The sequence below is a fragment of the Ruegeria sp. BHSA163 genome (genome assembly GCF_059613365.1).
This window is the reverse complement of the sequence record NZ_JBXWSJ010000012.1, coordinates 43,067-68,138: the sequence shown is the minus strand read 5'-3', so window position 1 is coordinate 68,138 and position 25,072 is coordinate 43,067. Positions and strand designations below refer to the sequence as shown.

Here is a 25,072-nt window from a genome sequence, read left to right as displayed (position 1 = left end):
ACATTTCTTGCCATCAATGTCGGAACAGTTTGAATTTCTGCTTTTAGAGGGTTTCTCCAACATGGTGCTAGCAAGCGCGCTAGAGCCGCTGCGTGACGTTCGGCTACGATCAACCACAGCAGACTTGGATTGGGAAGTTACGACCCTGGGTGGCGAAACAATACAAAGCTCATCCAGATTACGGGTGTCGCCTGATAGACCTTTCGACCCAGAAGTGACCAGCGGTACTCTTGTGATTGCCGCCGGGTATCATGTTCGCGAGCACATCACCAGGCAAATGGTCGCGAAACTGAGAAAGGCAGCCCGCAAAGCAAAGCGCGTGATAGCCTTGGACACTGCTGCGTGGTTATTGGCTGAGGCCGGCGTCCTGGACGGACACAATGCCACGATTCACTGGCAGGAACTGGATGCATTTCAGGAGGCGTTTCCCAACGTGAGTGTCTCAAATGCGCGTTTTGTTAAGTCCGGCAATATTTTGACTTGTGGAGGTGCAAGTGCCGCGTTGGATCTTATGCTTGAGCTGATCAAAGAATTGTTCGGACCCGCCGCCGCGTTTGACGCGTACAGCATGTTTTTGTTTGACCCGGCCAGGCGACAAACTGCGACGAACGTTGCAAAGCCATTGAGCGACCGCGGCTCACCCAAGCTGTTGGAAGCACTGAATGTAATCGCTGAAAACGTCGAACAACCACTAACCACATTTGAATTGGCGCGTCAGGTGGCAATTTCAGAACGTAGCCTGAACCGCGTTTTCTCTGTTGAGTTAGGGATGACGCCCGGAAAATACTATAGGCTCTATAGGCTTCAGCATGCACGTTATTTGGTACAGGAAACGCGGTTAAGCGTGGAACAGATAGCGATGCGCTGCGGCTTCTCAGGGGCATCATCTTTGGGTCGGTCTTTTTTGCGCGAGTTTGGCAAACCAATTGGTGCGTTACGGGTTTAGGATCGCGACGCGTTTCGAATTGCTGACGGCGTCTGTCCAAATTCAGCCCTGAACGCACGCGTCATTGCGCTTGCGTCGTCATACCCGCAGCGGCTGGCTATTTCCGCTATAGATTGGTCAGTTTCACTCGCTAGTTTTCGTGCCAGATTCAACCTAAGCCGACGATAAAGCGCCTGTGGCGTTGTCTCAAGCGAAGCACGAACCCGGGTTTCAACCTTCTTTTGAGAACATCCAATTGTTTTCGCAATGCTATGGATAGACATAGGTGACTCGATGTTGTTTTGCATCAATGTCAGAATCCGGTTCACGATCGTATCCCTCGACTGCAGTGGACCGGAATATTGAGATGCTGCATCCTGGTTCATCAAAAGATTGGCAACCTCCATTGAAAGCAAGGCTCCGTGATCCTCGCGGATTAGTGCGGAAGCTAAATCAAAGGCGGCCATGGCCCCCATACAAGTCAGTAGATTTCCGTCTATGACGAACCTTTCCTGAACCGTTTCCACGTTTGGAAATTCTTCTTCAAAACGCGACAACTCATCCCAATGAATAGTCGCGCGGCAATTGTCCAATAATCCGGCGCGCGCCAATAACCAGCTTCCGGTGTCTAACCCTGCAATTTTTCCGTGCCGTCTCGAAGACGCGCGAAGCATTTTAGCGGTTTTTTCTGTGCTAAGGGAAACAAATCCATAGGACGGCATCACCACCAAAACGTCACCGGATTCGTCTTGCAACGCACCATTTGGCGATACCTGTAAGCCGCTGGAACTTTTGACTGGATGGCCATCCGGAGAGAAAAAGTTCCACGTATAAAGCCTTTGTCGAGACAAAGTATTTGCCGCGCGCAAGGGCTCCACCATGTTGGCCAGACAGTGGTTCGAAAAGCCATCAAATAAAAGAAAGTTAAAGATCTGCCCCAAAATTTTTGCCAACTCTGCATGAAAAATACTAACTATGCATTGCACTGGAATAGGCTCCGAGGTTTCATTCGTCAACTCCGTGTCAAAGGAATCCGCGCAATGAATTTTGGTTTGACCGACGAGCAGGAAATGATCGTCTCCACCGTTCGTAGTTTTGTGGAAAACGAAATTTACCCACATGAAAATTTGGTAGAACGCAACGGGCAAGTACCGCAAGAATTGGGGCAAGCGATAAAGCAGAAGTGCATTGATTTGGGCTTTTACGCCTGCAACTTTCCCGAAGAAGTTGGCGGCGCCGGATTGTCTCATCTTGACTTCACATTGGTCGAGCGCGAACTGGGCCGCGGCTCAATGGCATTGACGCATTTCTTTGGTCGACCTCAAAACATTTTGATGGCCTGTAAGGATAGTCAGCGCGAGCGGTACTTGCTGCCTGCCGTCCGTGGAGAAAAGATGGATGCCCTGGCTATGACAGAACCTGATGCCGGTTCAGATGTGCGAGGTATGAAATGCCAGGCCATGCGCGATGGCGGGGATTGGGTCGTAAATGGCTCAAAACACTTTATTTCGGGCGCGGAACACGCCGATTTTTTCATAGTGTTCATCGCCACGGGTGTAGACGAAACTCCCAAAGGTCCAAAAAAGCGGATTACAACTTTTCTGGTGGACCGCGGAATGCCGGGGTTTGAAGTTCGCGAAGGATACAAATCGGTCAGCCACAAGGGTTACAAGAACTACATTCTCTATTTCGACAATTGTCGCCTGCCTGATGCGCAGGTGCTAGGTGAAGTTGATGGAGGGTTCGCAGTCATGAATGAGTGGTTGTACGCCACGCGATTGACAGTTGCCGCCTTTTCAGTCGGACGCGCCCGGCGCTGCTTTGATTACGCGCTGAACTATTCGGCCGAGCGTAAACAGTTTGGTCAATCCATCGGCAAGTTTCAGGGCGTGAGTTTTCAGATCGCCGACATGATTACCGAGATCGACGCCGCCGACTGGTTAACACTGTCTGCCGCGTGGCGCTTGGATGAAAACTTGCCATCCAACCGTGAGATCGCTTCGGCTAAACTTTATGCCTCAGAGATGCTGGCGCGGGTCACTGATACTACGCTGCAGATATTTGGCGGTATGGGTTTGATGGATGATTTTCCAATTGAACGGTTCTGGCGCGACGCTCGGGTGGAACGCATCTGGGACGGCACCAGTGAAATTCAACGCCACATCATTAGTCGTGACCTTTTGCGTCCCCTTGGCGCGTAAGCTGGAATTTTGCGGTAAGAATTATGACGCCAGACCTTTCCCGATTGCTGCAGCCTGAGTCGATCGCTGTTGTTGGCGGCGGGTCGTGGTGCGAGCAAGTTGTCATGCAGTCGAAACGCATGGGTTATCAGGGAAGTATCTGGCCCGTGCATCCCAATGCTGAACAGATTGCTGGCCATGCTGCCTTTTCGTCTTTGGATGAATTGCCCGCTGCACCTGACGCTGCCTTTATCGGCGTTAACCGCCATTTGACCGTCGATCTTATTAAAACCTTGGCCACTATGGATGCGGGAGGCGCTGTTTGCTTTGCCTCGGGGTTTTCTGAGGCGTCGGCAGAGGATGAGACAGGGCGCTCTTTGCAGGAGCAGTTGATTCAGGCTGCAGGTGAAATGCCGATCCTGGGACCCAACTGTTATGGGTTCATAAATGCGCTGGATGGAGCCTTGCTTTGGCCCGATCAGCACGGGGCCAGCCCTGTGGACAAAGGCGTGGCGATACTGACCCAAAGTTCGAACATTGCGATCAATTTGACCATGCACAAACGGGCTTTGCCCATCGCCTATATGGTAACTTGCGGAAATATGGCGCAGACCTCGCAGGCGCAAATCGCGACCGCATTGCTTGACGATTCACGGGTTACAGCAATAGGCCTGCATATCGAAGGCTTCAAAGACATCCGCGAGTGGGAGGCACTTGCTTCAAAGGCTTATCAAAGGGGCATTCCCTTGATAGCACTCAAAGTTGGCGCGTCAGAACATGCACAATCTGCGACGGTGTCCCACACTGCGTCACTGGCTGGCAGCGATGCAGGTGCCCAGGCCCTGCTCAATCGGTTGGGGATACCCCGGCTTAGCGCGCTGCCCGATTTTCTGGAAACTCTGAAACTGCTGCATGTCTATGGCCCCTTGCCGGGGTTGAACATTGCAGCGATTAGTTGTTCGGGCGGCGAAGCCAGTCTGGTCGCGGACATGGCCATTGGCACTGGGCTGACTTTTCCCCCGCTCTCAGACGACAAATCAACTCGACTACGCCAAGCTTTGGGGCCAATGGTAGCCTTGAACAACCCTTTGGATTATCACACTTATATCTGGCGTGACGAAGAAGCCATGACCAAAGCGTGGTCTGGCATGACAGGTGAAGACATTGATCTGACCATTGCCATTGTTGATTACCCTACGACCGATCCAACCGATTGGGTTTGTACAATCAAAGCAGCACTGAACACGCGCGCGCAAACTGGCGCCAGATTTGTTGTGGCCGCGACTCTGCCAGAGCTGCTACCGGAAGATATTGCCGAGGAGCTTTTGGTTGGAGGCGTAGTGCCCATTATGGGGCTGCGCGAAACTCTGGCGGCAACCCGTGCCGCTGGGCAAATCAGACCCCCATCGACGGTTCCCGTTTGCTTGCCCGGTTTAACTGCCGCGACCAGAACCTTGACTGAAGCGGAATCCAAACAAACACTGGCCGCCATTGGCTTGCGGGTTCCGCAAAGTCGAACTGTGACTGACGAAGACGGTATTTCGCTTGCCATTCAAGAACTGGATGCACCGCTTGCAGTAAAAGGTGTTGGCCTTGCGCATAAATCCGAACACTCTGCCGTAAAGTTGAACGTTCAGCCGGAGGACGTGCCAAAGATCGCGCTCGAGATAGGTACGTCTGAGATATTGATTGAGGAGATGATCGATGGAGCTGTTGCTGAGCTCTTGATTGGCGTTATCCGAGATTCAGCTCATGGCTTTGTCCTGACCCTTGGTGCAGGAGGGACACTTACCGAACTGCTACGAGATTCAGTTTCGCTTTTGGTTCCCAGTTCTTCCGAGGAAGTTCGTTCAGCACTTGGACACTTGAGGATTGCGCCTTTGCTTAATGGATATCGCGGCCAGCCAGCGGCTCAATTACAAGGGATTCTTGAAGCTGTCGAGGCAGTTCAATCCTATGTCATAAAAAACGCCGAAACGCTCGGCGAGGTTGAAATTAACCCGCTTCTCTGTACGCCTGAAAAGGCCGTAGCAGCAGATGCCCTTATTCGAAAGGCCTGACAAATGAACCCGATCAAAACCAGACGTGACGGAGCTATCCTCGAAGTTACTCTGGACCGTCCCAAGGCCAACGCTATCGACCTAGCCACCAGTCGGATTATGGGTCAGATTTTTGCCAAATTCAGAGATGATCCCGAACTTCGCGTGGCAATCCTAACCGCGACCGGCGAAAAGTTTTTTTGCCCTGGCTGGGATCTGAAAGCAGCGGCCGAAGGGGATGCAGTGGACGGCGATTACGGTGTCGGGGGTTTTGGCGGCCTGCAAGAACTGCGTGATTTGAACAAACCGGTTATCGCTGCGGTTAACGGCATCGCATGCGGAGGTGGACTGGAGTTAGCCCTGTCAACAGACATGATCCTTGCTGCTGAACACGCAACCTTTGCCCTGCCGGAAATCCGTTCCGGAACTGTTGCGGACGCAGCCAGCGTCAAACTGCCAAAGCGCATCCCCTACCATATTGCGATGGAACTGTTGCTTACCGGCCGTTGGTTTGACGCAGAAGAAGCTCACCGTTGGGGGTTGGTCAACGAAATCCTGCCTGCAGATCAACTTATGGACCGAGCCTGGGAATTGGCGCGGCTGATTGCTTCAGGGCCACCGCTTGTGTTTGCGGCGATCAAAGAAATTGTGAGAGAATCCGAAGATGCCAAGTTTCAGGACATGATGAACCGTATCACCAAACGGAAACTGACAAGCGTCGATGTTTTATATGCCAGCGAAGACCAATTAGAGGGTGCCAGAGCCTTTGCTGAAAAACGTGAACCGGTTTGGAAAGGAAAATAGACCCACCAGTAGACTTTTGACGACGTTGTTGGCGGCACCCAAATCGGCAGCGCCTATTTTAATGGCCGTTCGTGCTAGGCATCCTGTGCAGCGACGTAACCATGACCGCCCCTGTACTGCGCGTTGGCGAGCGCGATCGCCGGACCCTTTTTTGAGATCGTTAAAACGGCCCCTGCAACAGCCGAGGTAATTGAAAAGCCCATGGTCATGATCAGTCCAAGTAAACAGGCAAACGGATCGAACAGATTTCAATCCGGCCAGAAACGCGTTTTTCAACGCATTTGCGACTATACGCATTGAAACATCTTCACTTAAGCGCGGTAAAGTTGGGTGAAATAACAATCGTATCTGGATTTTAGCGTTAAAAAAATTAAACTCAGGAGAACTAGTTCAACACCACTCCAATCAGTTGCCACACCTGAGCCATGTCGCGCCGCCACTATAATTTCCCCCCGCTTTCCACCTTGTCTGTTTTTGAAGCCGCCGCCCGGCACTTGAGTTTCAAAAACGCAGCAGTTGAACTTCTGGTGACGCCGGGGGCAGTCAGTCACCAGATCAAGGCGTTAGAAGGAGAGTTGAAGACCAACCTGTTCGAGCGGCGGCATCGTGGCGTTGATCTGACTGAAGACGGCAAGGCTTTGTATGAAGCTGTATCAACCTCTTTTGGCCGTATCTCTAAAACTCTTGAAGCAATCCGCAATCGCCGTTCCAGCGAAAAGGTAACAGTCGGGTCCACCACGGCAGTGGCGGCACTGTGGTTATCATCTTCCATCATAAGGTTCTGGCGGGATACTCCTGATCTGAACATTAACCAAATTACTCAGGACCGACCGTTCAAGGATCGGCCAGATATCGATTTTTTTATTCGTTACGGACGCGATTTTGACCCTCAACTGTCTCACACAGCGCTCTACCGAGACACGCTGGTACCGGTCGGCAGCCCTGAGCTGGCAGATAACCTGAAGGGCGCAAACCTTGAAACTTTGGCCCGCCAGCGCCTTATACATCTGGATTCCGAAGATCGGACTTGGACGACTTGGATGGATTGGTTCCGACAACTCGGCTCATCTGAGCAAATACCTGTAGAAACAAGCGTCAACAGCTACTCTGTCGCGCTGCAATTGGCGCGTAAGGGCGTTGGATTGGCGCTGGGTTGGAAGCGTTTGATCGCCCCGATGCTCGAATCCGGTAAACTTGTGCCAATTGGGACAAATGAACTTGATGCGCCGGAACAGTTTTATCTGGTGGGACGACCCGATGAAGATTTATCGGGAAATGCCCGCAAGTTGAAATCTTGGATCATCGAAGAATTCAGAAAGGACAAGATTTAGGTCAGATCAACTCTCGATGAGATTTTCTAATATTGAGAAAACATCTGGTGATCGGTCAATATGGTGCAGCGCAATTTTTCCGCAGGAGAGGTCGATGAACAAGCACAGCGTACTTTCTTCGGTATTGTCCGATGTGAATACCGCCAATGGATTGCCGAACGAGCATTATATCGATCCAGTTGTTTTCGCTGAAGAGAAACGTTCTGTTTTGTTTGCTAATTGGTCAGGAATCGGATTTGGCAAAGACGTTCCGGAAGTGGGGGATGCCAGACCGATAGACTTCCTTGGTATGCCTCTTTTGGTTGTGCGTGACCGTGATGGAGAAATTGGGGTTTTCCAGAACACCTGCCGGCATCGCGGTATGATACTGGTTGACGAACCTAAGAAAATCAGCGGCGCAATTCGCTGCCCTTATCATAGTTGGTGTTACGACCTGAAAGGCAAACTGCGCGCTACACCCCACGTCGGCGGTCCGGGCCAGAACAAACACGATGATGTGGACCCAAGTGATTTAGGCCTTATCCGTGTTCGATCATATGTTTGGCGGGACGTAATCTTTGTAAACATCGACGGGCAGGCGCCAGAGTTTGAACAGGCACACGGCCACCTGATGGCCCGGTGGGCGGAATTTGAGCAACCGATTTTCCATGGCGGTGCGCTCTCCTCCTTCAAATTGGAAGTCAAAACGAACTGGAAGCTCGCAGTGGAGAATTTCTGTGAAAGCTACCACCTGCCATGGGTTCATCCTGGCCTCAATAGTTATTCCCGGTTGGAGGATCATTACAATATCGAGGAACGCGATCTTTACTCCGGTCAAGGGACAATTGTCTATCGTCAGTTAACTGATGATGTCGGTTCCAAGATGCCTGATTTTCAGGGACTTGGTGAAAAATGGGATCAAGGAGCGGAGTATATCGCGGTTTACCCCAACGTCCTGTTAGGTGTTCAACGTGACCACAGCTTTGCTATTGTTCTGGAGCCCGTCGATCAGGAACACACCGTAGAGCATATTGAGCTTTACTACGCAGCTGGCGAACAGGAGACGCCTGAGTTTGATGAGCTGCGTTCGTTGAATGCTCAGCTGTGGAAAACAGTGTTCGAAGAAGACATATTCGTGGTGGAAGGTATGCAGAAAGGTCGCCATGGGACACTGTTTGACGGTGGCCGTTTTTCACCAGTCATGGACGGACCAACACATAACTTTCATCACTGGGTTGCGTCCCAAGTTGAAAAAGGTAGGTCCTCCTAACTTGATTTGCAGAAGACACGTCTTGATAGCAAACCGCTCGCTACGGGTAAAATTATGGAAATTGATCTATTGGATCGCGCTTTACTGGAAGCACATGCAAGACGCGACACCACGGAATTGATACGTCTTTACTCATTGGCGGCCGAGGAGTGTGAGGCAAAGCAGGATATAGGAGCAGCTTGTTTTTTTCTAACACAAGCCTTTGTATTCGCGTTGGAATCTGGCGCTGAGGAAGCCTTTGAATTGAACCAAAAACTAGCAGACCGAGGTCGCGTTCACCGTTTCACTTCATCAACGTGACAGAAAATTTCCCAACCAAAACATCGCCTTGGCTCTGGGACCAAAGCGAATAACTTATTGATGATTGACCAACAGATTCCTGTCACAGCGCGTGTGGCACCATCAAGGTCTAAGAATTCCCCTAGGTGGCAGGTTCGCGCGCCAATGAATCCAGAAGTATTCCCAAGTTATGTTGAAACATTGCAAGATAACTTGTGGCCGGGCCACCACGTTCAGAAAGCGCATCGGAAAACAGTCGTCCGCCAATCGCAATTCCAGTTTCCTCTGAAATCTGCCGCACCAATACAGGGCTGGTGATGTTTTCTACAAACAACGCAGCAGCGCCTTCTGCCTTCAACTGATCGATCAGTGTGGCAAGTTCTTTGGCCGATGGTTCCGCTTCGGTATCGATGCCCACAGGTGCGAGGAAAGTCAGACCGTATGCATCTGCAAGATAGCCGAACGCGTCGTGCGCCGTCACAACCGTTCGACGATTTTCAGGAAGGTTGGCCAATTTCGATTTCGTTTCGGTATCCAACGCCGTTAGCTTAGCGATGTAAGCGTCAGCATTGGCGCCAATCTCATCGGCGTGCTCTGGCAATGCCTTTTGCACAGCTGCCGCAACGTTGGTCACGTAGATTACACCGTTGGAAAGCGAGTTCCACGCGTGAGGGTCGGTTTCACCGTCAACTTTAATCGGAGTTATACCATCTGTGGCGACGTGAACGGCCGCTTCGGTACCAGATTCTGAGATCAGTGTGTCAGACCATGTCTCAAATCCCAAGCCGTTGACAAAGATGATGTCTGCCTCGGCCACGGCGCGAGCGTCAGCAACTGAAGGCTGATAAACATGTGCGTCGGCGTCGGGACCTACGATTGTTGTGACAGTGGCTAGATCGCCCACCACCTGTTCGACCATGTCACCAAGTATAGAGAAACTGGCAACTATCTTAATGTCGTCTTCATCAGCGGGCACCGGCCATGCGACCAATGCGAAGCAAGCCGAGACTACGCCGGCATAAAGGGACTTAGTAAGAGTCATCTTGCTCTCTCTTCTTGTTGAATTTGCGCCAGAGGAACTTCTTTGGAAACTGCCGATTTGCGCATTCGTCTCCCAAAACCGAGTGGACCAAATACGGCTGACACCAAGAAAAAACAGCCTGAAACCAGGACTATTGCCGGGCCTGACGGGGTTTCCGGAAACAAATAGGACAATGTCAGCCCGATCCAGCAACTGGACAGGGCGAAAACAAATCCCAGAACCAGTTGCCCTGTGATTGTGTTGGCCCAATAACGGGCTGCTGTAGCAGGCAGAATCATCAGGCCAACGGCCATTAATGTACCCAGAGTTTTGAATGCTGCCAGCAGGTTCAGGACCAAAAGCAACATGAACCCCTGCTCGGTCAACCAAGGTCGCCGTGTCCGCGCCTCAAAGAAAACAGGATCACATGTGCTTACGATAAGCGGGCGCAAAAGAATGGCGAAGGAAATCAAAGTCACGGTCGCCACTCCGCCGACGAGTATCAAAGATGCATCGTCGATACCCAGAATTGAACCAAAGAGAAAACTTTTTAAAGGAACAGCAGAACCGGCCGCGGACAATATGAAAATTCCGACCGCCAGTGCGATAAGGTAAAGTGAGGCAAGACTAGCGTCGCTGCGTAGTATCGTTCTGCGTGCCAAAAAAGCTGTCAAAATAGCAACGCCAACACCTGCGATTAGACCGCCGATCAGCAGTGACATAACTGAAAGGCCAGTTGTCACGAAACCAATTACAATTCCCGGAGTGATTGCATGAGCCATCGCTTCGCCAGCAAGCGACAGGCGCCGCAGTACAAGAAATGCACCAACCGGGGCAACCGATGCGGATAGAACCGTTGTCGCAACAAATGCACGACGCATAAAGGTGAAGCTCCACATCTCAGTCAAAAGATCAAGCATTCGCGGGCTCCACTATCGAAGGCGCACTACGGAACATCCAAGATGCCTGACTTTCCGAGAGATAGCCCTGAGCGACTAAACGGTCAGGCGTAAGTACATCGTTTACTGTGCCGTGTGTTGCCTCTTGCCTACCCAGCAGCAGCGCGTGGCTACAATGGTCCAGCACAGATGAGAGATCGTGAACGACCAATACCACAGCGCGCCCTTCTTCTTGCCATCGACGGATTATCCAAAGCAAATGAGCCTCGGTGCTTTGGTCGACCGCTGCAAATGGTTCGTCCAACAGTATCAGCGGCGCGTCCTGCATGATCACACGCGCGAACAGGGTTCGCTGAAGCTGGCCTCCGGATAGCATGTGCAGAGGTCGATCCGCGATGTCGAGTACACCGACCTCGTCCAGCGCAGTTTCCACCCGAACCCGGGACGCGTTGTTCAACCCTGAGCGAAGGCCAAATCCGCGCCAAGATCCCATTGCCGCAAGATCGCGAACACGCAAGGGAAACCGCCGGTCGAATTCCGTCATCTGCGCCAAATAACCGATTTCACGCGGTTTACCCATGGGCCACTTAAGGTTTCCAGACAGTGGTTCCATCAAACCAAGTAGCATTTTGACAAAGGTACTTTTACCCGATCCGTTGGAACCCAGAACAGCCAGCGTCGTGCCACATTCGATATCCATTGATAGACGGCGAAACAGAGTCAGATCGCGGTAGCCGAGCGAAAGATTTCGGAGTTGCAGGACTGTAGACATCAAAGCACCGCGAAAATCGCGGACCAAAGCATGGCCGAAAATAACAACGCGCCTATGATCAAGTTCACAACGCTGAATTCGGTGAGGCAGCGGCTCTTGGCCCCGTCAGATTTAAGTTCTTTCACGCGCCGCATTAGTCATTGAACCATTCTGAAAAGGTAGACCGAAATGCGCCTTTCGCAGAGGACATAGAAAGTAACCGCTCGGTCTCGCGTGTTCTAAAAAGTGGGTTTGAAATGCAAGCACGCTTTTCAGCTGTCGATTGGACAGGTGAAACAAATTCAGCTCTTTGGACGGCATTAACCGCTGTGAACATCTTAGCCCCCCTCTGGGTCACCCCGCCCAGGTTGATTCCACTTATGATGGCAGGTCTCCTGACTTACGGGTCATCGCTTTCCCGATCCTTCCCAGGCCAAGCCCAGTGGACGATCTCGGGTTGCTCACCGCCTACAGTTGCGGGGGCAGTCTCGGATTTGGACACTAAAGCGGGCCCGCACCGTGTTCCCTTTTATCCCAAACCGACAAATGCGGTCGGGAACCATCCGGGCGACAGAACACGAATTGGTTTGATTCGCCAAGGCCTAAAGTTTCTTCGAATGGCCACGTTAAAGATTTCGATCGGTTTACCCCGTAAATCTGTCATTTTTATACTGTGGGCGATCTGAAACTTTTTCCAGATTTTTGCTTTTTTGTGAAAGGTAATGACAAAATGACAGCTAGTGCCTTAACTTTCTTCTAACCCTCCAAATTCGTTATCCGGGTGGTTTTAGTGGAACAATTGACGTTTTCTTTTGAAATGGGGGTGGTATGTGCTCTGCTGGCCTTCACCGTTTTCCTGTTTGTTTCGGAAGTAGTACGAATTGACCTCTCCGCTATATTGGTCCTCGTTCTGATCGGCCTCCTTAGCTATGCGCCCGGGTTGGAGAATCTTGCAAACGTTCCGCACCTTTTTGATGGGTTTGCATCAAACGCCGTGATCTCAATTATCGCAGTCATGATTGTGGGCGCTGGATTAGACAAGACAGGTATTATGAACCGGGTCGCGTCTGTCATATTGAAATACGGCGGCACGTCTGAAAGCCGGGTTCTGCCGATCGTGTCCGGCACTGTAGGGGTCATTTCGTCATTTATGCAGAACGTTGGTGCCGCGGCGTTGTTCCTGCCGGTGGTCAGCCGCATCTCGTCCAGGTCCGGCATCGCTTTGTCCCGCTTGCTAATGCCCATGGGATTCTGCGCAATATTGGGTGGCACCATGACAATGGTGGGTTCTTCGCCGCTTATCCTGTTAAACGACTTGATCCTTACCGCAAACGAAGGATTGCCGGACGATCAGAAAATGCAACCGTTTGGCTTGTTTTCAGTGACGCCGGTCGGTGCCGTACTGATCCTGACGGGAATTTTTTATTTTATGCTGTTGGGCCGCTGGGTTTTACCTGACGATACCGGCTCGGATAATACTGGAACAGGACAAGGCACACAGGAATACTTACAACGTGTGTATGGTCTGAAAGCAGACGTTTTCGAAGTCATCGTTCCAGCAAACAGTCCTTTGGTTGGCCAAATCCTTGCTGACATAAACCACGAAAACCATCTTTACATCATTTCGACTTTTTACCGTGGTAAAACATCTATGGTGCAAGTTCTGACTGCTGAGATAGCCGCGCCTTGCAGGTTAGCGATTATTGGCCGCCGATGGGTAGTTGAAGAATTCGCCCGTAAATTCGGGTTGAAAGTCCTTCCAGAGCTGGATGTATTTGTCGAAGAATTTGCACCCACAAATGCAGGTATTGCCGAAGTGGTGATAACGCCTGACAGCAAACTGATCGGGAAGTGTCCTCGCGAACTGTTGTTCAGGAAGACTTATGGCATGTCGCTACTTGCGATACATCGGGGGGAGGAGACGCTTAGCCACGTAGAAACCGATACGCACGAATCCACTCAAATCGGCCTTGAGAAATTTCATGCCGGCGACATGTTGGTTGCCCATACCCGATGGGACAACCTGATGCGAATAACTCGGGATCCGGATTTTGTTGTCGTGACATCCGACTTTCCGCAGGACGAGTTGCGACCGCAGAAGGTTGGTTGGGCTCTTGCTTTCTTTGTCATTTCACTTTCGTTGATATTGTTTACCGACGTTCGTCTATCGCTGTGCCTTTTGACGGGCGCGGCCGGAATGATGCTGACAAAGGTCTTGAGTGTTGACGAAGCCTATCGCGCAGTTGGTTGGAACACGGTTTTCCTGCTCGCCTGCCTGATACCACTTGGGCAGGCGGTTCAAAATACAGGGACTGCCGCTTGGATAGCTCAGCAGATCATGATCTTGTTGGATGGGTGGCCGATATGGTCGCTTCAGGCAGGTGTCGCTATATTGGCCACTGCATTTTCACTTGTGATGTCAAATGTAGGAGCAACAGTATTGCTCGTTCCCTTGGCGGTCTCAATCGCCATGGCTGCAGGTGCTAATCCAGCGCTCTTTGCATTGACCGTAGCGATTTCAACTTCAAACAGCTTCATTATCCCGACCCACCAGGTTAATGCTCTGATTATGGGACCGGCAGGTTATAAGGTCATGGACTTCGTTCGGTCAGGCGGAGTAATGACGATTTTGTTTCTTGTGGTATCGCTTTTGATGCTCAATCTGCTGTTCTAAGGCTGTCAGCGAGAAAGACAGAACTTTCAAAGTTAATTCAAACCAATCGCGAACGCCTTGGGCTATAGCCGAGATGCGGCATCGGGATTGTCTTGTCTATTTCCTCATCGGTAACGCAAATTAGGTGTCGCATTCGACTGTTGAAATAAGCGAAGTGGCTTCAATCAGGTTAAGGGCATGCAGACAGTTCGGCATGATCTTGCTTGTGGCAGCACGCAAATTCCGCCTAAACTCAACGTTAAGATTGAAACGCCCGTTGTTCAAAAATCAACGTGTGGATATATAGCGGGCAAACAGCGGGCAGCCGTCCGGTTTTCGTTACCCGTTTGGCTTTTAACGCATTTACCGATGTACAACTGAGGGCGTCAGCTCGTGAAATCGAAGAACCGAATGTCTGCTCCTTCTCTGAACGAGCTGCGCAAGGCGCGCAATCAGGGGATGGCTTTCCTTTCCCTGGCCTTTTTGTTCAGCGTTTTTGTGAACCTTTTGATGCTGACGGGTCCGTTGTTCATGCTGCAGGTCTATGATCGCGTTCTGGGATCCCGCTCGGTTGAAACCTTGGCGGCTTTGTTCCTGTTGGTCGCTCTGCTTTACGGGTTGATGGCGATGCTGGACTTTGCCCGGGGACGTATCGTGGCACGTTTCGGCGCCCGCTTTCAATCTTCTTTGGATGAAAGGGTTTTCGAGGCGACCATGCGGCGTGCATTATACCCGCAAGCCCGGTCGGCTCCTGCCACTGCGTTGCGTGACTTGGAATCAATCCGCGCTTTGTGCGCTTCGCCCGTTTTGCTTGCCGTGATGGACATACCTTGGACGCCGATCTTTATTGCGGCAATTTTTCTGTTTCATCCTTTGCTTGGATGGCTAGCGGTTGGGGGCGGCACACTGTTGGTCGTCATCGCCTTACTTAACCAGATGCTGACCCATCGCAAAGTTGCGGAAGCTCAGGCCGCATCGGCCCGCGCGAACTCATTTTCCGAACATGCCCGACAAGCAGCCGAAGTAGTTCGATCGCAAGGAATGCAAGCGGATGTGTCGAACCGTTGGTTGAAACAACGAACAGAAGCATTGTCGCAAACGATTTCGGCAAGTGATTGGACCGGCAGCTTTTCGTCGCTCACCAAATCGCTTCGACTTTTCTTACAATCGGCAATGTTGGCTCTGGGTGCCCTTCTCGTGCTGAGAAATGAAATGACAGCGGGCGCGATGATCGCAGGTACGATCCTATTGGGCCGAGCACTTGCCCCAATCGAAATGGCAGTTGGTCAGTGGTCTATGATTGAAAGGGCCCGGACGGCGTGGACAAACCTGAACAAGTTTCTCGACGCCACCCCACCGGAGCAAAAACGCACAAGATTACCGGTTCCAAAAGCTTTCATGGAAGCCAAATCCCTGACAGTGATCCCTCCAGGAATTTCCACGCCAACGCTACGCAATGCAGCACTTAGATTGGAGCCTGGGACCGCCCTTGGTGTAATCGGCAAAAGCGGATCAGGCAAAACAACACTCGCCAAGGCGCTGCTTGGTCTATGGCCCCCAGCAGCTGGTGAAATTCGTCTGGGCGGTGCGACGTTAGATCAATATGATCCTGACGCGCTTGGACAGCATATTGGTTACCTACCGCAGCAGGTCACTTTGTTTAATGGGACCGTTGCTGAAAACATTGCTCGCATGTCCGAAAACCCGGACCCCGATGCAGTGGTTGCCGCGGCCAAAACGGCTAACGCACACGAGCTGATCCTTGGCTTGGAAAAAGGTTATGATACATTTTTGGAAGGCAATGACAGCCAATTGTCGGGCGGCCAAAAACAAAGGATCGCGCTTGCGCGTGCGCTTTATGGAAACCCTGTTCTGCTAATTCTGGATGAGCCGAACTCGGCGTTGGATGCTGACGGGACAATGGCGCTGAATAACGCAGTGCGTGAGTTCAAAGCTGCCGGAAAATCAGTGATTATCATGACTCACCGCCCGCAGGCCATTTCGGAATGCGATGAGCTTGTCGTGGTGGAAAAAGGGCAGGTCGTCAAAGCGGGCAGCCGAGACGAGGTATTGAACACAATGGTGCAGAACGCCAACGTCATCAAACGGCACCTGAATAAGGTGGGCGAATAATGTCCCAAGCAGTAAAAAAACCAGCGTGGAGCATTACTATTCCCGCGACCGTCGGATTGGCGGCTCTGGTTATTTTGGTCTTGGGCCTGGGACTTTGGAGCGTTCGAACAGAATTGGCGGGCGCAATCATTTCTCAAGGCGTGGTCGAAGTACAAAGCAACAGGCAAGTGGTCGAACATCCCGACGGCGGGGTAGTTGGCGAGATTTTTGTACGCGACGGAGATTCGGTTGCTCGCGGCGATATGCTACTGCGTCTGGACGGCACGTTTCTGGCGTCTGAAATGACAATCGTAGAGTCTCAATTGTTCGAGTTGCTGGCCAGGATGGTCCGTTTGGAAGCTGAACGCGATGGTTCCGATGCCGCCGGGCTGACCGAGAGGATGAAGGAACTGCAGGCCCGGGAAGGCATCTCGCCTGAACTTTTGGCAGGGCAGGAACGCCTTTTCGCCGCGCGCTTGAACACATTAGCGCAACAAACAGAACAACTTGGTAAGCAAAAAATTCAGATCCAAAATGAGATTGAGGGCATTCAATCACAGTTGGTCTCATTACGCACACAGGTGAATCTGATCAAGAATGAGTTGGAGGACCAAGAAGGGCTTTTGAAGCGCGGATTGACCCAGGCCAGCCGGGTGTCAGCGCTGCAAAGGGAGGAAGCCAGTCTTCTGGGTGAAATCGGACGGCTGGAATCCGCAGTCGCGCGACTTCAGGGAGAAATTTCAAGCACCGAAATCCGGATTGTAGAACTGAAGGCCACACGACGCGAAGAGGCAATTACTCAATTGCGGGATGTGCAAGCTCGGGTTGTTGAATTAGCCGAACGACGTTTGTCCCTGAGTGAGCGCATGTCCCGGCTAGATATCCGTTCACCTGTCGCGGGAACAGTTTATGACAGCCAAGTTTTTGCACTTCAGTCTGTTATCCAGCCGGGGGAACCGATGATGTATGTGGTCCCACAAGATACCCCCCTGTTGGTAGCCGCACGCGTGGATGCCTTGCATGTGGACCAATTGCATCGCGGGCAGGAAGTCGCATTGCGGTTTCCAGCCTTCAACCAGCGGGAAACGCCTGAACTGAATGGACAGGTTATCAATGTTTCGGCGGACACCTATACCGATGAAAGTACTGGTTTTACTTTTTACAGGGCCGAAGTCGTTCCAGACGACGGCCAGTTAGAGCTATTGGCTGGGCAAGAATTGTTGCCGGGCATGCCAGTCGAAGCCATGATAAAAACGGATGAGCGCACACCGCTTTCCTATTTGGTCAAACCGTTGGCAGATTACTTTTACCGGGCGTTTCGCGAGTAAATTGGGACACGCCGGACTTGGTTAAATTAACTCGATATTACCCAACAAAATTGACGTCATTTCTGTTGCGAATTCTCCATCGGTAACGGTCACTTGAGTGCCAGAAACATAGCGAACGTTGGTCTCGGAAATCGCTGACAAATCCGTTTCTGCGTCCAAAAAAACCCATCTTGCCGGGTATTCCGTCGGCAGGCCAACAGCGTTCCGCAAAACGATCAACGCATCCATTGAGCTAACGATACCGTCCTGGTTTAGATCGGCGGCGATTAAATTCTCGGGCGTGGCCGGACCGAAGGTTGGATCGAGCCCAACTGCGATCCTCAGAATTTGCAAGGCATCCAAAGAGGATACTTTGTAACTGTCGATGTCGTAGGATTTGACGATCTCCAACTCACCCGAAAAAATACCGTCGGGCATTTCCAGATCAAACTCTCCAAGTGCGTTGGCCTGAACCGTAATGGTCGATCCACTATTGGGTGTGAACCTAAGCTCAGCACCTGCCAAAGCAGGATTGGCGGCCGATGAATCCAGTGAAACCCGTCCTTGAACCCCAGGTGCGGCATTGGCATCAGGTCCAGTTTCTATAATGACTGGTACGTGGTCTGGCCCTTCGAAACCTGTTCCGAAGATATCGGCGCTGGTTAGCGGACCGTTGCCGTCCGAAGTTATCTCAACGCCTTCGTCTCGATACCAAATTTGCGCTCCTTGTGCCGTACTCGTGAACTCAAGCTGAGACGGGGTCCGCAGCAAAAAGAAGTCCGAGAGGTCCAACGTGTCGGTTCCCGCCTCGAAATCCGTGATGATCGTGTGGCCGCTTCCTTGACGTAAAACAAAGATGTCGGCCCCAGAACCGCCTGTCATCGTCGTGGAACGGGTTCCGGTGATCAGTATATCGTCCCCTGCCCCACCATTCAGAGCCGTTTCAAAGATGCCGCCACGCAGCATATCACCACCAGAAGTTCCCGTTAGTGTGCCGGAACCTTTCTGAACGACACCGAGGCCCGCCAGCGAAACATTCAGTTGCGTCAGCCCGGCGTCATGTTGCGACGCTGCAAAAATCTGCAGCTCTTGTCCGATATGCGCGACGCTCAGGGTTTGGACGTTCTGCAGGCCACTTGCAAGCGTGTCCGCGAAACTGTTCAAATAGATCAGCTGACCATCCTGCGTCATTGTAAAAAGTGTGACACCGTCGTCGCCCCCTCCAGCAATTACAAAAACACGCCCTTCAACCTCAAGAACGGCCAGATCCTGAACCGACTCAAAGCGGGTATGCAGCGAATCCAAAACGTGGTCCGTGGGTGTCAATCGTCCGTCAGTGCCAAGCTTCATAACACTTAAAGAACTGCTTCCAGCGCTGGCGACAACGACCCACGACTTACCGTATGCCTGCACGACCTCAACCGCAGTTGGAGCGTTGATACCGAGAGTTTCAAATGCGGAATTTGCTTCAATTTTAGCTAATTTACCAAACGTATGGTGCACCCGGTAGGTAGTGATCTCGCTGCTTGTGGTATTTGCAGCGATCACAAATTGGTCCGCTCCGGATTGCAGCGTCTGCAGCACGTCAGCGTGCCCCGAAACCGTTCCCACAACCGCCAAGTTTCCAAAATCATCGACGCGATACGTACCGAGTCGACCAGTATCTGAGTGTGAGAGCACCAAAAGATCGTTCAATTCGCTCGAAACTTGTGCAGCAGCCGAGATGTCCCCACCGCCAGTAAGCCCATCGGTTTCATGAAGGTCGCCAATAGTTCCGCTCGCGCTTAAGTCGTAGCTAACAAGCCCAAGGGCGTTGTCGACGTCCAGAATCAGATGAGTTTGGTCGCCAAAAGTTCTTGATACCGCACTGCGACCCACCTGTTGACTGATTGCCACATCGTAAAGTTGTTGGTCTGCCGCCAAGGGACCGGCACCTTCCACCAACTTCCACGAGGCAATGCCACCATTCACGCCGGTGAAGCTGAAGATATGAGTGTCGCCGTTAACAATTTTTAAACACGTGTCACCGATACCCGAGTCGAGCGCTGCGAACCCCGTTGCCACCATTCTGTCAAATCGAAGCATCATCTTCATTCTCCTAACATTGCCAACCTTGGCAATAAGCGCGGAATGCCTAACGCCAAGATAAGACAAAGAACAAAATGTGGTGAAAATAATAAGTTAAGTTCCAGTTTAGCTCGAATTGTCTGCTTCGCTACGGCAAGCAGGCGGATGAAAACAAAACGACACCTATTAGGTGTTCACGGCCAAGTATGTGAGAGGCACGATGACCAAAGGATCTCAATCGAACGAAACCCCGACTGATGCAGCGCGCGCGCGCCAGATTCGTGGGTGGATTGATGGAAAACTGAAACGCTTGGCCGGTCGCGGAGTGTTGGGCGGACTTGGCTCGACCCTTCTGGCTCTGCCTGCTCTCGCGCAAGCAACTTCTGAACAGCTTGAGGAATTCCAGTTCGCTTCTGCCATCCTTGGCGTCAAGGGCGTCAAGCTCCTGTCGAATGGTGATGTGCAACTGACTATGATTGATGGCCGAACACTGATCGTTTCCGCTGAAGATGTGGAAATTCTCGACAGTGGCGCAATCATGATTGCGGACGACATCGCTGCACAATTCGCGCAATTTGCCGTTGTAGGCGAAGCTGGCGCAGCTGCCGCCGCCGCAGAGGCCGCAGGTACAACCGCTGCCGGTACTGCGGCCACCGGAGCTGCCGCAGCCGGGGCCGCAGCCGCCGCAGTAGGTGGAATTGGAGCCACTGGCCTCGCTCTTGGTGGATTGGGTCTTGCTGGCGCAGCTGCCGCAGTTTCCTCGGCGGGCAGCGGAGACAATAGCGGAGACGATGACGACCGCCAAACTGTTGACCTCCCCGATTTGAACCTTGCCGGGCTTCAAAGCGGCGCCATTAGCAATACCAGCACAAATTACACCGCTCCTGAAGGGACCACCTCGGTCGAGGTCACAATCGGAGAAGTCACTAAAACCACGACTCTGGACGACGAAGGAGCCTGGAGTGTTTCCTTGACCGAAGAGGAAGCCCTCCCCGCCTTGCAAGATCGTGCATCGCGCGCTCAAATTCGCGCCCCCGTCAGGGGCATCGTCAATAGGGTTCACCGTACAACAATTGGCGGCTTGGCCAGAAGCGGAGAAGAGTTGATAGAAATCGTTCCGTTGGACGATTCCTTGCTGGTTGAGGCGTATGTTCGCCCAAAAGACATAGCATTCTTGCACGCAGGTCAGTCGGTAAAGGTTAAGATCACCGCCTATGACTTTTCGCGATACGGTAGTCTCGACGGCGAAATAATTCGTATTGGCGCCGACACGATCACTCGTTCGGAACGTAGTGAGGAAGAGGTATTTGTAGTGGAAATCCGAACTTCCAGCACGATACTTGACGCGGGCGGCGAAGCTGTTGAAATCATCCCGGGAATGATCGCCGAAGTGGATATTCTGTCAGGGCAGAAAACCGTTCTGGATTATCTGATCCAGCCAGTCTTAAAGGTCAAAGAGAGTGCTTTTCGAGAGTGAAATTAACGTACCTGTTTATCAAAGCCACTCCACATCACCCAGAAAGATATACCCAGCCCCATAAATAGTTTTGATGAGGCGAGGATTCTTGGGATCTTCGCCCAGTTTTGTCCGCAGTCGCGAAATTCGCACATCCATCGCTCTGTCAAAACTGTCGCCGACAACGCCGCCCAACGTTTCCTGCATCTGTGCCCGGCTGAGCAAACGTTTCGGGCTTTCAAGGAACAGGCGCAAAACCTCGCCTTCAGCGTGGCTGAATTGCGTTTCGTTCCCAGCATCATCCACGAGAACATAACGATCGAAATGAGCGGCCCACCCGTTGAAACTTGCAACATCTGAACTTTGAAGAGCCGGGCGCGTTGATCGCAAACGAGCGCGGATACGGGCCACCACTTCGGCAGGATCAAATGGTTTGGTGATATAGTCGTCCGCCCCAAGCTCAAGCCCGGTCACGCGGTCCTGCACCTGCGCCCGACCCGAAATGATTATAACCGCTGCGCCGCGTTCCAACGCAAGGCGATGCACCAGTGCCAGACCGTCTGTGTCGGGTAAAGACAAATCCACCAAGCAGACGTCCGGAGTCACTCGGTTCAACGACGCTTCAAATTCGCGAGCCCGGGCAAAACTCTGAGTACGAAACCCGGCTTCTTCCAGAGTATTAGTTAAGATGCGACGTATCTCAGGCTCGTCGTCCAAAATGGTCACCAAAGGTAGGGACATCAAGCAGCCTCGGTTTGAATAAGCGCGGAAAGCTGCGCCCGCGTGAACGGTTTGCGCAAAACAGGTGCCAAAGCAAGTGCCTGCCGATGCAAAGGGTCGGAATAAGGCAACGACGTCATTAGAATGCAATGCAACCCAGGTTCTAACGAGTCAATCAAGTCCAGACCAGTCCCGGTGCCTTCCAGCCTAATATCGGATAGAACCAAAACGATGTCATCAATGTCTGAAACCAATGCCTTCGCTTCTTCTGCGGATGTTGCTTCGATAACTGCAAACCCAAGATCCACAAGCATTTCGCGGAATTGACTACGCAGCTCATCATTGTCCTCAACCAGCAAAACCAACCCCTCTTGGACGGACGGGGCTGGCCTATAGGGCAGTCGCAAAACGACGGACGCCCCAGAAGGTGTGTTGCGCAAGTTCAAGTCGCCGCCCGCCAGCTTGACCGTGTCATACACCATCGGCAATCCCAAACCGGAGCCTTCCGCGCCTTTGGTGGTGTAGAAAGGGTTCAGCGCCTTTTCCAATGCCTCAGAAGAAAACCCTGTTCCCGTGTCCGACACGGTGATTTCCACCCATATGGTTCCAATTGTATGAGCGCTGACAGTTATTTGGCCCGACGTACCACAAGCGTCACGGGCATTCAAAACAAGGTTCAGCAACGCGTCTTGAACCATGCCGGAATCCATCAAAATCATCTCATCAGGAAGAGTGTTTACAACTGACAACCCTACCCCCCGTGGCAGCGAAGGCGACGCCAATACACGCAGATCTTCAAGCAATCCGCAAAAGTCTGTGGCTTTGGGGTGGGGCGTACGGTTGCCCGTCATATCCGCAATCCGGTTCAGCAACTGACCACCCCGTCGGGCCGTGGTCTGCGTTGCTGCCACAAGTTCACGAGCTTCAGCAGGAAGATCCATTTTGTCCAACCGGGACTGCATACCAAGAATGATTGTCAAAAGGTTGGAAAAGTCGTGTGCTAGTCCGCTGGTCATCTGGGCAGCCATTGCACGACGGCGGGACTGTTGCAGGGCGACGCGCGCCTGAGTTTCTTCGGTGATATCCACGGACATCACATAAACCCCACCTTCACCGTCCGGAGTAAACGACACACGCAAACGACGCGCATCCTGGTCTTCGGTAAACTCGAAAACCGAAGTTTTTCCTTCGTATGCGCGCTGCAAATGGGGCTCGACCCGCTGAAACGCTGTCGCCCCCAAAGCTTGGGATATATGCAGTCCAAGTATCTCAGACGGGCGGCCCGGCATGACCGAACTGAGGCGACGGTTCGAATAATCGTATCGGCCGTCAGCGTCCAAATGCGCAATGTGAGCAGGCATCATTTCTGTCGTCAAACGCGTACGCGCCTCAATCTCTGTTAGTTGGCGCTTAGCCTCTTCCAGGGCGGTTATTGTGGCCGCCAATTTACGGTTGGTGGCGGATAATTCCTCTGCCCGACCAAGTAGTTGTTCTGATAACTCCTCTGATCTAGCCCGCAAGAGATCTTCGGCCTGTTTGGTTCGCGTAATATCCGTATAAACCGCCACCCAACCACCCGTTGGTAGTGGAGCGCCTTCGACTGAAATTACCTGACCATTTGGCCGGGTTCTCTCCATATAATGCGGCTCGAAAGCCAGGGCTTGTTCGACCCTCTGTCTGACCACCTCGTCGACTTTCTCCACATTTCCATATTCGCCGCGACTTGCTAGAAAATGTATTGTGTCGTGAAAACTCGCACCGGGTTGCACCAGATCAATGGGTAGGTCGAACATTTCCTGAAAACGAGCGTTGCACAGAACTAGTCTCAGCGAGCTGTCATAGATAGACAATGCCTGCCCGATCAAATTCAGGCCTGCTGTAGTCATAGCCTTGATGCGTTGTTCGACAATGTTCAATGCTGTTCTCCCCGCATACCTGCCTAGCATCACTGTAGGCGCTGTCAAAGAGGGTCGCTGGTTTCGAGTGCCTAATACGGCTGAAGTGAGCAATTTCAGAAGGATGGGACATGGCGCACCGCAGCAAACGGCTACAGCGGGCTAAACTGTATCGCTGAGGCAATTTTTTAACATGAAATCTGGATCTGGTTGCATAAACCCATTGCAGCCTTAGTGCTTTTCCCATCACATAAGTCCATGACAAAGCCAACGGTTACCTCCGATCGGAACGCCGAGGGCGTCTGCATCCGAATTGCGGGCGATCTGAGGACACAATCGCTTGACCAGATCGAAGGCGCATTCAAGTCCATTAGTCCTGATGGAAAGGATGTAATTGTCGACCTGTCAGGTGTTCAGTCTATGGACACAGGCGGCGCTTGGCTGGTGGCCGATTTGGAACGACGCATAGATACCAGCGGAGCAACAGTTCACCTTGAGGGCCTACAAGAAGCTCACGCCTCGCTGATCGAAACGGTGTCGAAGAACATTCCTGAGGCGGTAGGCGAACAGGCCCCGCCCAGGGGATTAGTTGAAACGGTCGCACGAGTCGGCGAACGCACGGCTGGAGCTTGGAAGGATTCGGTTTCGATTGTCGGATTCCTGGGTCTAACCCTGCATCGCCTTGTAAGGACGCTGATCATGCCATGGCGTCTGCGTCGGGCGGCTCTGGTTTCGCAGATGGAGCAAACCGGTTTCAAGGCTCTTCCCATCGTCTCTCTGATGGGATTTCTGATCGGTGTCGTTCTGGCCTTTCAGGGCGCAACTCAGTTGAAACAGTTCGGCGCTGAAATTTTCGTCGTTGAACTGATCTCTATCTCTATCCTCCGTGAGTTGGGGATATTACTGACGGCCATCATTGTTGCAGGACGGTCAGGTTCTGCTTTTACCGCATCTATTGGGTCAATGAAGGTACAGGAAGAGATTGACGCCATGCGGACATTGGGTTTGGACCCCATTGAGGTACTGGTAATTCCACGTGTACTTGCGTTGTTGATTATGCTTCCAATTCTTGGATTCGTCGCCGACATAGCGGGTTTGGTTGGCGGCGCTTTGATGAGTTGGATCGACTTGGGTGTTAGCCCAGGCATGTTCCTGACACGTTTGAAGGAAAACACCGATGTTTGGCAACTTGCTATCGGATTGATCAAGGCACCTTTTTTTGCGCTTGTGATCGGAGTCATAGCATGTTGGCAAGCCATGCAGGTCAAAGGTTCATCTGAAAGCGTGGGACAACGCACAACGGCTTCGGTCGTTCAGTCCATCTTTATGGTTATTGCAATTGATGCGTTGTTTTCAATTTTTTTCTCGGAACTGGGGATCTGAC

General features: G+C 52.1%; 20 protein-coding genes and 1 riboswitch. Of the genes, 12 read left to right on the top strand and 8 right to left on the bottom strand.

Annotation, left to right across the window (positions count from 1 at the left end):
• Positions 1 to 16: 16 nt before the first annotated feature.
• The gene (locus AC2FNV_RS07955; RefSeq protein ID WP_170479795.1) at positions 17 to 946 is read left to right on the top strand and encodes a GlxA family transcriptional regulator; all 930 of its coding nucleotides are present in this window, start codon (positions 17 to 19) and stop codon (positions 944 to 946) included.
• On the opposite strand, the gene AC2FNV_RS07950 is transcribed toward AC2FNV_RS07955, so the two are convergent.
• Positions 943 to 1,911 carry a GlxA family transcriptional regulator gene (locus tag AC2FNV_RS07950; RefSeq protein ID WP_496772907.1) on the bottom strand — a complete coding sequence of 323 codons (969 nt, stop codon included), beginning with the start codon at positions 1,909 to 1,911 and terminating at the stop codon, positions 943 to 945. The two genes, AC2FNV_RS07955 and AC2FNV_RS07950, sit on opposite strands and share 4 nt — an antisense overlap.
• 54 nt (positions 1,912 to 1,965) lie before the next feature.
• Here AC2FNV_RS07950 and AC2FNV_RS07945 point away from each other — a divergent pair, with 54 nt between their 5' ends.
• Genes AC2FNV_RS07945 through AC2FNV_RS07935 form a run of 3 tightly spaced genes read left to right on the top strand, consistent with a single transcriptional unit; the run spans position 1,966 to position 5,948 of the window.
• The gene (locus AC2FNV_RS07945; protein ID WP_170605738.1) at positions 1,966 to 3,126 is read left to right on the top strand and encodes an acyl-CoA dehydrogenase family protein; all 1,161 of its coding nucleotides are present in this window, start codon (positions 1,966 to 1,968) and stop codon (positions 3,124 to 3,126) included.
• Positions 3,127 to 3,149: 23 nt separating this feature from the next.
• Positions 3,150 to 5,165 carry an acetate--CoA ligase family protein gene (locus AC2FNV_RS07940; RefSeq protein WP_170605439.1) on the top strand — a complete coding sequence of 672 codons (2,016 nt, stop codon included), beginning with the start codon at positions 3,150 to 3,152 and terminating at the stop codon, positions 5,163 to 5,165.
• Between the two features lie 3 nt (positions 5,166 to 5,168).
• Positions 5,169 to 5,948 carry a carnitinyl-CoA dehydratase gene (locus AC2FNV_RS07935; protein WP_170479801.1) on the top strand — a complete coding sequence of 260 codons (780 nt, stop codon included), beginning with the start codon at positions 5,169 to 5,171 and terminating at the stop codon, positions 5,946 to 5,948.
• A 74-nt stretch (positions 5,949 to 6,022) separates the two neighbouring features.
• On the opposite strand, the gene AC2FNV_RS07930 is transcribed toward AC2FNV_RS07935, so the two are convergent.
• Positions 6,023 to 6,157, bottom strand: coding sequence for a hypothetical protein (locus tag AC2FNV_RS07930; protein ID WP_302477830.1), 135 nt, complete (start codon positions 6,155 to 6,157; stop codon positions 6,023 to 6,025).
• Positions 6,158 to 6,373: 216 nt separating this feature from the next.
• Between AC2FNV_RS07930 and AC2FNV_RS07925 the strand changes: the two genes are divergently transcribed.
• The 3 genes from AC2FNV_RS07925 to AC2FNV_RS07915 all read left to right on the top strand — a co-directional run bounded on the left by AC2FNV_RS07925 (position 6,374) and on the right by AC2FNV_RS07915 (position 8,828).
• A complete protein-coding gene (locus tag AC2FNV_RS07925) occupies positions 6,374 to 7,279 on the top strand; it encodes a LysR substrate-binding domain-containing protein (RefSeq protein WP_170605441.1) in 906 nt (301 codons plus the stop codon).
• Positions 7,280 to 7,373: 94 nt separating this feature from the next.
• Positions 7,374 to 8,528: an aromatic ring-hydroxylating oxygenase subunit alpha gene (locus tag AC2FNV_RS07920; RefSeq protein WP_170605443.1), complete on the top strand. Its 1,155-nt coding sequence runs from the start codon at positions 7,374 to 7,376 to the stop codon at positions 8,526 to 8,528.
• Between the two features lie 54 nt (positions 8,529 to 8,582).
• Positions 8,583 to 8,828 carry a hypothetical protein gene (locus AC2FNV_RS07915; RefSeq protein ID WP_170605445.1) on the top strand — a complete coding sequence of 82 codons (246 nt, stop codon included), beginning with the start codon at positions 8,583 to 8,585 and terminating at the stop codon, positions 8,826 to 8,828.
• A gap of 121 nt (positions 8,829 to 8,949) precedes the next feature.
• Here the strand turns inward: AC2FNV_RS07915 and AC2FNV_RS07910 are convergent, their stop codons facing one another.
• Genes AC2FNV_RS07910 through AC2FNV_RS07900 form a run of 3 tightly spaced genes read right to left on the bottom strand, consistent with a single transcriptional unit; the run spans position 8,950 to position 11,499 of the window.
• Complete coding sequence (locus AC2FNV_RS07910) at positions 8,950 to 9,849, bottom strand: metal ABC transporter solute-binding protein, Zn/Mn family (RefSeq protein WP_170605447.1); 900 nt, start codon at positions 9,847 to 9,849, stop codon at positions 8,950 to 8,952.
• A complete protein-coding gene (locus AC2FNV_RS07905; RefSeq protein ID WP_217371820.1) occupies positions 9,846 to 10,748 on the bottom strand; it encodes a metal ABC transporter permease in 903 nt (300 codons plus the stop codon). Before AC2FNV_RS07905 ends, AC2FNV_RS07910 begins: the two co-directional genes overlap by 4 nt.
• The gene (locus tag AC2FNV_RS07900) at positions 10,741 to 11,499 is read right to left on the bottom strand and encodes a metal ABC transporter ATP-binding protein (protein WP_170605449.1); all 759 of its coding nucleotides are present in this window, start codon (positions 11,497 to 11,499) and stop codon (positions 10,741 to 10,743) included. The genes AC2FNV_RS07905 and AC2FNV_RS07900 overlap by 8 nt, the downstream gene beginning before the upstream one ends.
• Before the next feature lie 347 nt (positions 11,500 to 11,846).
• Positions 11,847 to 12,056: riboswitch (cobalamin riboswitch) on the bottom strand.
• 239 nt (positions 12,057 to 12,295) lie between these two features.
• On the opposite strand from AC2FNV_RS07900, the gene AC2FNV_RS07895 reads away from it, so the two are divergent.
• From AC2FNV_RS07895 to AC2FNV_RS07885, 3 genes are all read left to right on the top strand, one after another.
• On the top strand, positions 12,296 to 14,152 hold the full coding sequence (locus tag AC2FNV_RS07895) for an SLC13 family permease (protein ID WP_170480131.1): 1,857 nt from the start codon (positions 12,296 to 12,298) through the stop codon (positions 14,150 to 14,152).
• A 390-nt stretch (positions 14,153 to 14,542) separates the two neighbouring features.
• A complete protein-coding gene (locus AC2FNV_RS07890; RefSeq protein ID WP_170605451.1) occupies positions 14,543 to 16,264 on the top strand; it encodes a type I secretion system permease/ATPase in 1,722 nt (573 codons plus the stop codon).
• Entirely contained in the window at positions 16,264 to 17,571 is a 1,308-nt protein-coding gene (locus AC2FNV_RS07885) for an HlyD family type I secretion periplasmic adaptor subunit (protein ID WP_496772902.1), read from the top strand. The genes AC2FNV_RS07890 and AC2FNV_RS07885 overlap by 1 nt, the downstream gene beginning before the upstream one ends.
• Positions 17,572 to 17,592: 21 nt before the next feature.
• Here AC2FNV_RS07885 and AC2FNV_RS07880 read toward each other — a convergent pair whose 3' ends face one another.
• Positions 17,593 to 19,638, bottom strand: coding sequence for a dockerin type I domain-containing protein (locus AC2FNV_RS07880; protein WP_170610579.1), 2,046 nt, complete (start codon positions 19,636 to 19,638; stop codon positions 17,593 to 17,595).
• Between the two features lie 199 nt (positions 19,639 to 19,837).
• Between AC2FNV_RS07880 and AC2FNV_RS07875 the strand changes: the two genes are divergently transcribed.
• Positions 19,838 to 21,094 (top strand): beta-barrel domain-containing protein, encoded by a 1,257-nt coding sequence (locus AC2FNV_RS07875; protein ID WP_254442525.1) that lies wholly within the window; start codon positions 19,838 to 19,840, stop codon positions 21,092 to 21,094.
• 18 nt (positions 21,095 to 21,112) lie between these two features.
• On the opposite strand, the gene AC2FNV_RS07870 is transcribed toward AC2FNV_RS07875, so the two are convergent.
• Positions 21,113 to 21,814, bottom strand: coding sequence for a response regulator transcription factor (locus AC2FNV_RS07870; RefSeq protein WP_170479816.1), 702 nt, complete (start codon positions 21,812 to 21,814; stop codon positions 21,113 to 21,115).
• Positions 21,814 to 23,709, bottom strand: a complete 1,896-nt coding sequence (locus AC2FNV_RS07865) for a PAS-domain containing protein (protein ID WP_437436817.1) — start codon at positions 23,707 to 23,709, stop codon at positions 21,814 to 21,816. The genes AC2FNV_RS07870 and AC2FNV_RS07865 overlap by 1 nt, the downstream gene beginning before the upstream one ends.
• 237 nt (positions 23,710 to 23,946) lie before the next feature.
• Between AC2FNV_RS07865 and AC2FNV_RS07860 the strand changes: the two genes are divergently transcribed.
• Complete coding sequence (locus AC2FNV_RS07860; protein ID WP_170479818.1) at positions 23,947 to 25,071, top strand: MlaE family lipid ABC transporter permease subunit; 1,125 nt, start codon at positions 23,947 to 23,949, stop codon at positions 25,069 to 25,071.
• Position 25,072 lies beyond the last annotated feature (1 nt).